The organism is Phormidium tenue FACHB-1050 (assembly GCF_014696925.1).
In the GTDB taxonomy this organism is placed as follows: domain Bacteria; phylum Cyanobacteriota; class Cyanobacteriia; order Pseudanabaenales; family Pseudanabaenaceae; genus Pseudanabaena.
This window is the reverse complement of the sequence record NZ_JACJQY010000060.1, coordinates 20,749-28,940: the sequence shown is the minus strand read 5'-3', so window position 1 is coordinate 28,940 and position 8,192 is coordinate 20,749. Positions and strand designations below refer to the sequence as shown.

3 protein-coding genes are annotated in these 8,192 nt (G+C 40.0%); all 3 read right to left on the bottom strand.

From position 1 onward, the window contains the following. Positions 1–291: 291 nt before the first annotated feature. Positions 292–3,984 carry an Eco57I restriction-modification methylase domain-containing protein gene (locus H6G05_RS22920; protein ID WP_190581920.1) on the bottom strand — a complete coding sequence of 1,231 codons (3,693 nt, stop codon included), beginning with the start codon at positions 3,982–3,984 and terminating at the stop codon, positions 292–294. A 3-nt stretch (positions 3,985–3,987) separates the two neighbouring features. Continuing rightward, the gene (locus H6G05_RS22915; protein ID WP_199310737.1) at positions 3,988–4,602 is read right to left on the bottom strand and encodes a type I restriction endonuclease; all 615 of its coding nucleotides are present in this window, start codon (positions 4,600–4,602) and stop codon (positions 3,988–3,990) included. Positions 4,603–4,727: 125 nt separating this feature from the next. Continuing rightward, entirely contained in the window at positions 4,728–8,168 is a 3,441-nt protein-coding gene (locus tag H6G05_RS22910; RefSeq protein ID WP_190581919.1) for a helicase-related protein, read from the bottom strand. Positions 8,169–8,192 lie beyond the last annotated feature (24 nt).

Here is an 8,192-nt window from a genome sequence, read left to right as displayed (position 1 = left end):
GGGCTTGGTGTCCCTAGGGGTTTAACGAGTTTATCTCTGCTTTTGCTTGTTTGGATTGTAGTAAAGATTTTATCCTTTACTTTTCTTCCTAGATACAAGGGGTTTAGCATTTGCGCCAATATTTTTTACTTTCCGCCACTATTTTAAATCGCAAATGCTTAACCCTGTTTGCTTTTCACCGATAAATTGTGGCTGCGTTGTGAGTTTTTGGGCAGAGCATTCCCAATTTGAGATGGTCTAAAAATCATCAATTGTGGTGGGAATCCTATACCCCTACATGGGATTTAAATCTTAATCCGTGTTCCCTCTGATTATCTCCATCTCTTCGTCACTCAATCCATACAGCCGCGCTACCATCGCATCTATTTCTTGTTCCCATTGCGTGACGTTTTGACCTTTGGCTTCTAGGCATTTCTGCACTAAGGTTTCTATTGCTTTTTGTTCTGCTTCGGTGGCGGTGGGGATAGGGATTTTACTAACATAGATTTTTTTTAGTCTTAAACGACCTCCTTTATCTGCATCTCCCAGAACTGCTGAGTTTTTAGAAAGGTAATACCAAATAAGACTCGAATTTAAAATTCCAAGTAAGTAAAAATCAGATATTGGAATTGCAAATACTAAGTCATTAATATATTTTTGATGTGGATCAAATGCAAAACGAGACTCTTTTGCAATATCAGGATAGATAATTTTAGGTTTTTCAAATCTTTCAACTTCTGCTGGTGAAGCTTGTAATTCAAACCATTTAGAATCTCCTGCTCTATTTTCTAACCGCTCCTTATATAAAGACAGATGTTTTTCTATTGCTGGATATTGTTTGATATCCATACCTTTTTTAGTAAAAATTAACCACTGATTGCTTTCTCTAATCTGCCATTTTCTAACATCATCTCCTACGGCTAAAGGCTTGATGATTTGTGTACTATTAGGATCTGCTTTAATAAGTTCATCTCTTGTATTGTCATCAATTATAAAAGCTTTATTAAAGCCTGTTTTAATTCCATAATAAATTTGACCATCTACATATTCGCCTAATTTTATTCCTGCTCTCTCCATTCTTTTAAGAATATCTGAAACACCAGAATTAGTTAACATCCATTCCGATTTATTAATTGCACCGACAGGTAAGGTTTTCCCAGTTTGACTAATTAAAGCTTCCACATCAGGATAAGGCGGATCGAGCGATTTAACCTGTGTAAAAATTGGTGATTGTTGTTTAACTTTTCGCTTAGTCGCAATAAAGATCATCGGAAACGTAGCAGCACTAAATACCGATAACTCACCAAAATCCGTAATGGTATGAATTTGGCAATTTTCGGCAATGTATTTGCGTAGTGGTACGCCATAGTTTGCCTTAAACCATTTATTTGATGAGATATAAGCTATATTTCCATTATCTTTAAGCATCTGTATCGCTTTCTCGTAAAAGTAAACATACAAATCAGCAACGCCTGTATAACATTCATACTGCTTATTTAGAAAAGGTTTGAGTTCCTTAATTTGTTCCTGTCTCACATAAGGCGGATTCCCAATCACAATATCAAAACCATCACCAATCCCAAACATCCACTCAGCATCAAAAAAATCCGCCGAAGTATTTTGATTGTAAGGATTCCAACGCGCCAAACTATCAGCCAGAGCCACCTCCAACCCCGTCCCCTTCAACAAATCCCCGATCGCATTACGCAACTCCTGATCACGATTGCGATACTTATCCTTAGTCGCCTTAGACCGCGCCGTAAAATGCTTTTGCCGAACCTCTTTTAATTCCTTCTCTAGCACCTCCACCGCAGGACTACGCAAATTCATCTGATCGCTAAACCTAATCAAACTATTCGCCGCCACAAACTTAGTCTCCAAATTTGGCAAAGGCAAAATACCCCGATTATGTTGGCTATTATCTACCCTTTGCTCAACAATCAGCGAAATAAAACAGCGTAACTTCGCAATCTGCAAAGCGATCGGCTGAATATCCACCCCATAAATACAATTCTCAATCAAAAACAACTTACGCGGATAGTCCTTCTCGTTATTAGCAAAATCTGCTTCAATCTGAGCCAGACGATCCCGTAATTGACTAACCGCCGCATCCCTTGCCTGCTCATAGCTAATCTTTTGCGCCTGTTGCAAATCCTCTAATACAGGCAAAATTTCCCTCTCCTTTTGTTGATGTTTCCATCGCTCATTATGCGGATCGAGCTTCGCTAAAATATGCACCATCTTCTGCAAAACACCCATCGGGAAAGCCCCCGAACCACAAGCAGGATCGAGAATCTTGCAATTATCCAAAGCCTGAATCAAACGCTTCTGAATCGCATCATCACCCACAAAAGGATTCACATCATCAAAGGAAAGTAATTGTCGCAACTTCTGCTCTAACTCAGACTCCTTACCCTTAAATGGATTTTGATTTAACTGCTCTTGAATCGTTAACTGACCTGCCTTATACTCATTCCCAAAAATATCTGTCTGTCTCTTACCTACCTCTAGAAATACTACATTTTTGTTTAACAACTGATATTTGAGATAAGCAATCAAACTCTCATCTACCATGTAATTAACAATCTCACGGGGCGTATAAAAAGAACCCGTTTGTTTCCTAGCTGTCGTCTGAGTTTCAGGATTGTAAGCCGCTAATAAATTCTCAAACACCTGACCTAACAACTCAGGATCGAGCGCCACATCTTCCTCAAAAGGCGTATTTTCAGCGATCGTAAACTTATAGCTCTTAAAGATTTCGACTAAGCCTCGTACCTGATACTTCTTGCGACTCGTACCAAAATCTGCATTGAGATCCACATCTTGCAACTCACCAAAAAATAATTCATTGGGAACCGATAAAGGATTTTTAGAATTGTTGCTAAACCCATCAATCCTTACCTCTGGCTCATTCTCATCGCGGCGATCCAAACACTCAAACAAACCACCATTTAAAAATGGAATATCTGCAAAATAGTCCTCTATTACGCGATCTGGTTGCTGAAAATAGTCCTGATAGCGAAACGTGTTATGCACCATATACCGCGAATTGCGTCCGCCCGAACTCTCCTTAATAAATTCGCGCTTACCTTCCGTATTCAGCGTTGCAAAAAATAAATTCTGCAAGATCGCCTTGTAATAAGTACTTTCCTGTGGTTCTAAACTCTTGAGAATCGACTGAATATCTTCTTTATCAAATAAAGCATCAGGCACTAACCCCTTCTCTTTCAGGAACCACACAAACATCAATCGCGTAATTAACCGAATTAAGCTCTCCTGATTGTCTGGCTTTGCATCCTTCGGAAAAACCACCTGCTTACAAGCATGAAAATACCAAGTCGAAACCTCTTTGTAAAACTGCTTATTTAACAGACTGACATCAAGTACCTTTTGCCAATATTTATATAACTTATCAAAGGAATCCACCCGATCCTTACCAGCATTAGGAATCTTGAGATCCGCCAAAATTTTCTTATGTCCCGAATGGGTATTATTAATATCAATATCCCTTAACAGCGTTACTTTTCCCGCCTTCTCCCCTTCCCGATTGCGCTTAAACTTAGACCGCTCCGTATTCGCAAACGCCAAATATTCCCCATCAGCACCCGCATACCGAAACACCACCACCACAGGCGTATAGCAAAACTCCCGATTAAACGCCCGTGCGATTTCCGCAAGCTGCGATCGCGTTGGCAACAAACCACCATCGCGCCCCCCTTCTCGAACTTTGAGCGTCACCCCAAAAATAACAATCCCATCATAATCCGACTTAATCTGCGAAATATCTAAACTCTTACCACCCCGAAACGCCGCATCATCAACCATCCCCAAAAAATAAACCTCATCAATCAACCGAAAAGACTCATTTTCCTTGTAATTACTTTCGAGAATATCCCTAGCAGCGATCGGCTTATCCGTCACCGCAGCGATCGGCACTTGCAACACCTTAAAAAACTCGCGTAAAGCAGGCAGAAAATCTAATTGATTAAAGATAGTTAGATTCATTATTTACAGCTCCTTAAACGATTTTAAAATTTGCAGCACGGGATATAGTTCATTGCCCGATCGCTTAAACAGTGAAAAATCATCCGAAAGATCATATTGCGATCGTTGTAGCTTAACAAACATAAAATGATCGCCATTAGTAACCATTGCATAGGTTGGCTTATCACCATTTGGACTTGCCATCATATAAGCAAGAGCCTGTGGTACTGCCACTAAAAACGAAAAACTAGAACGCTTTGCCTCAACTAAAACTATCCATAAGTTGTTATTCAAAACTAAAGCATCAATTCTGCCGTGATAAGTAACATTACCACCGCGATCACTAATCTCAACTGACTCTTCACTTCGCAAACTAAAAGGAGACTCCAGAAAACCCGCCAAAAACAGCAATGGTGAAACCATCAACAAATTTACTGTTCCCTCAGACAAAAAGCCTTCATTAACATGATACAAATATGACTGCTTAATTCGATCTAAAGTGTTTTTTTCAGTATCAACTAATTCTGCAAACTCGCCTTGCCATTCCTTAAAAAAATCTGGATCAAGCGATCGGCTCAAACCCAACTTTGTCTCCACATCATGAAGCGATCGGATATTTTCGGTAACGGCAATAGTCATAGCTATTTACTCTCCTATTCAAAACAACGTCTGAATCGCGGATTAGGCGGATTAGAGGATTTCAACTCATTCTAATCCAAAAAATCCGTGAAATCTGCATAATCTCATGAAATCCGTAATTCAGACTATTTACTCACCAACACCCACGCCACCAAGTCAAACTTATCAACCTGAAATTTTTGATCAACATTCCCATCTTGCTTCACAAAATCTAACGCCATTTGATTACCCTTTTTAATTTTTCCAAATAGATCTCGCACCGCCGTTCCCATCGTCTCCTTAGTCGTACCATCCGCCATCACTTCAGTTTGCACCGATTGACTACTAAGCCAAGATTTGAGCGCAGTTACTAACTCAGCGATCGCCACCTCATCACCGCGATCGACAACATCAGGAACAAATCGCTCCTTGTCTTTGTTTATAGTCAGGAAATCTAAGACTTCCTTTTGATTATTCAAAACCAACTTGCCAGACTTATCGATATAAATCAAATCAAACACCTGATATTGATGATCGAGATTCTTCGGTGGTTTCGTAGGATAGCCCAGCAAAGCCACAAGCCCGCTATTACTCTCAGCATCTCCCCCAAATCCCGAATAGACACCCTTGGGCATCTGGCGATATTTGTCCTTATCGCGATTAAACTCAGCAAGTAAATCCTGTCGATAGCGCTCCAAAGACAAACTATCAAAGCCTAAACCTTGATCGCTCACCTCAATGTCATCCCAAGTAATCAGCATTTGCTCCATCATGCGATCGTTCATCTTGCGATCAAAGTCTTCATCATGAGCCATCTTGGCAAAGCTATCCGAGAACTGATGATCCACCTCTGACCCAGCCAACTTCATCGCCGCCATCCGTTGCTCAATCCGTCCTTGTAGATTCAAATAGGAATTAATATTATCCGACGGCCAGAAATTAATCCCGAAGATCTGCTCATTCGGACTACCCAAGCGATCAATCCGTCCCATACGCTGAATAATCCGCACAGGATTCCAGTGAATGTCGTAATTAATGACCATATCGGCATCCTGCAAGTTCTGCCCCTCACTGAGAGCATCCGTAGCAATCAAGATGTCAATGGGCTTAGTTAACTTTTGGTGAGTATCAGCATGGTTTTCTTTAATCCACTCTTGCCATTCCGCAAAAGCATCTAACCCTTGTTTATCGGTATCAAAAGCCCATTCCTTTTCACAAAATAACTTAGTGTAAGGTGCAAATCTTTCTAGAATCGCTTCCATAGACTGTTTGTGGCGGGAACCGCATCCGAAGGAATCGCTATCATCTGAATATGAGCCTGTCCCTGATGCGATCGCAATCTTCTCAAACCCTCTCGCTTGAAGTTGCTCAAACAGATATACTGCCGTATCCCGATAGACCGTAAAAATAACTACCTTGGGATTATGGTTATTTATGCCTGATTTGCGCTTTTTGACAATCTCTGCAATCAAAGCCTTCAACTTGTCATCACAGGATTTCAGACGTTCTGATTTTTTTGAAGTTGGAGCAATCTCTTTGTCAAGTTTTACAGCAAACTTTTGCAAGTTGACCGATAGCTTATCTAGAGCATCTAAATCTTTCTTCAAATCCTCTTTGAATTTGTCTAAGTTCCCAACTCGATCAATTTCCGCAATACTAATCGGGCGTTTTTTGCCTAGCGTATACTGCTCAACCGCTTCTGTAAACTCATCGTCATTTTGATCGTCATCCAAATTAACCGCATCATTTTCTAGGGTTACTGGTTTTGCTTTATTTGCTTGATATGCCTTAATCTTATCTAAAGCATTTTGATGATGATCCTTAATCTTCTCAACTGTTGAATAAAACGAAAACCAAGAAGACTCTAACCGCTTCACCATCAAGATATAAATCATTTTGACCAGAAAGCGATCGCGTAGTTTTTCATCCTTCAATACATCTTTTTTTACGCCCGACTTATTATCCAAACCATCATCTAAATAAAATGCTGGTTGATAGCCTGACAGCATCGGGGGGAAATGCTCAAACAATTCCTCAAAGGTTTCAAAATTACCAAGCTGATGTGGTGTTACAAACAAGTTTACGGGCTTATTTTTGACAGGAAAGATTAAATCAGTCTCCTGACTCTCAACCATCTTGCGAGTTCGTGCTACGAGCAAAGAGTCAGTCAATCGAAAGAAATCATTGCCAGACAGTTTTTTAATAAAGTCTCCAATTTTAGGATTGTCATCTTTGCGCCATTCATTAAACATTGTCTGAGCTTGCTTAAACGAATAATCAATATTTCTGACACCCAATTTTGCATCATAGCCATGCACATCCCCCTGCACCATCAACTTAAACTGGTTTCTAGCATCATTCAGAGAGTTATTGATCGGCGTTGCCGATATCAATAAGACTTTGACATCTTGGTTTTTCTGCAAAATCTGCTCAACCAGAAACTTATAACGATTTGCCTTGTCATTCCGTAAGTTATGACTTTCATCAATCACGATCAGCTTCGGCTTATCATCACGAAAGAACTTATCAGCGCGATCGCTATAGGACTCTAAACGAGAGCTACTCATATCCGTATGAAAGCGCATAAAAAACTTGAGTTTGTCACTTTCAAATTTAGATTCCTGATTTTCCTTGTATCGGTTCCAGTTATCCTCCAGTTTCTTAGGACAAAGCAAGATCACCTCGCGCCCCTGCATCTGGAAAAACTTCATTACCGCCAAAGCGCTCCAAGTTTTACCCAAGCCTACTGCGTCCGCTAAGATTGCCCCATCATATTTCTGAAGCATCCGAATTAAACTTAAGACTCCTTTTTTCTGGAAGTCATAGAGAGCATTAAAAACCGCCGTATTTTCTAACCTGCCAACTTGACGATTAAACTCAGGATCGTTCTCAATTTCTAGAATTTGATTGCCAAATAGCTCAAATAGAATCTTGTAGTAAATATCCCGTGGCGAATATTCGATAAATATCTTCGCGATCGCCTCAATCAGATATTGCTTAAAATCAATCTTTTTACTCGTCCCATCCTTAGCCAGAATAGTCTTCTCTTTGTGAGCTTGAGGCTTATGCCAGAGAGTCTCAAACCATTCAACTAGCTCTTTATATTGGCTATTGTTTCCCGTCTCAGCAATATTAAGTTCCAGATTATTAGTTTGCTTTAAACCAATCCCCGCTTCCGTCAGGTTTGAGCTACCTGAAATAAAGTATTTGTTGCGATCGTTTTTTTCTGATGGCTCAAACAAGTAGCACTTAGCATGACAAAAATTTGGCTCTAAAGTTTTTGCCTTAACCTTGTCCTGCTTTAAAAAATCGACTGCTTCCTGAGCCAGACGACTAAGATTTAATGCCGCCTCTATCGTAATGTTCTCATTTAGTAAATCTAAGGGGCGATCATCAACTTGATCTAAGTTAACGATATCTCCCAGTACTAGCCGAAACTTCGTAATTTTTTGATTAACCTGCTGCGAAAGATAAGCTAAAGCCCCAACCGTGAAATAGCCTGTAACGATATCAATCGTGCCTTCTTCGGTATATTCCTTAATCCACTCATGGACTTTTAGATTCTGGTTTTCGTTATCTAATATCATCTATTCATACCTAGAAATAGTAAA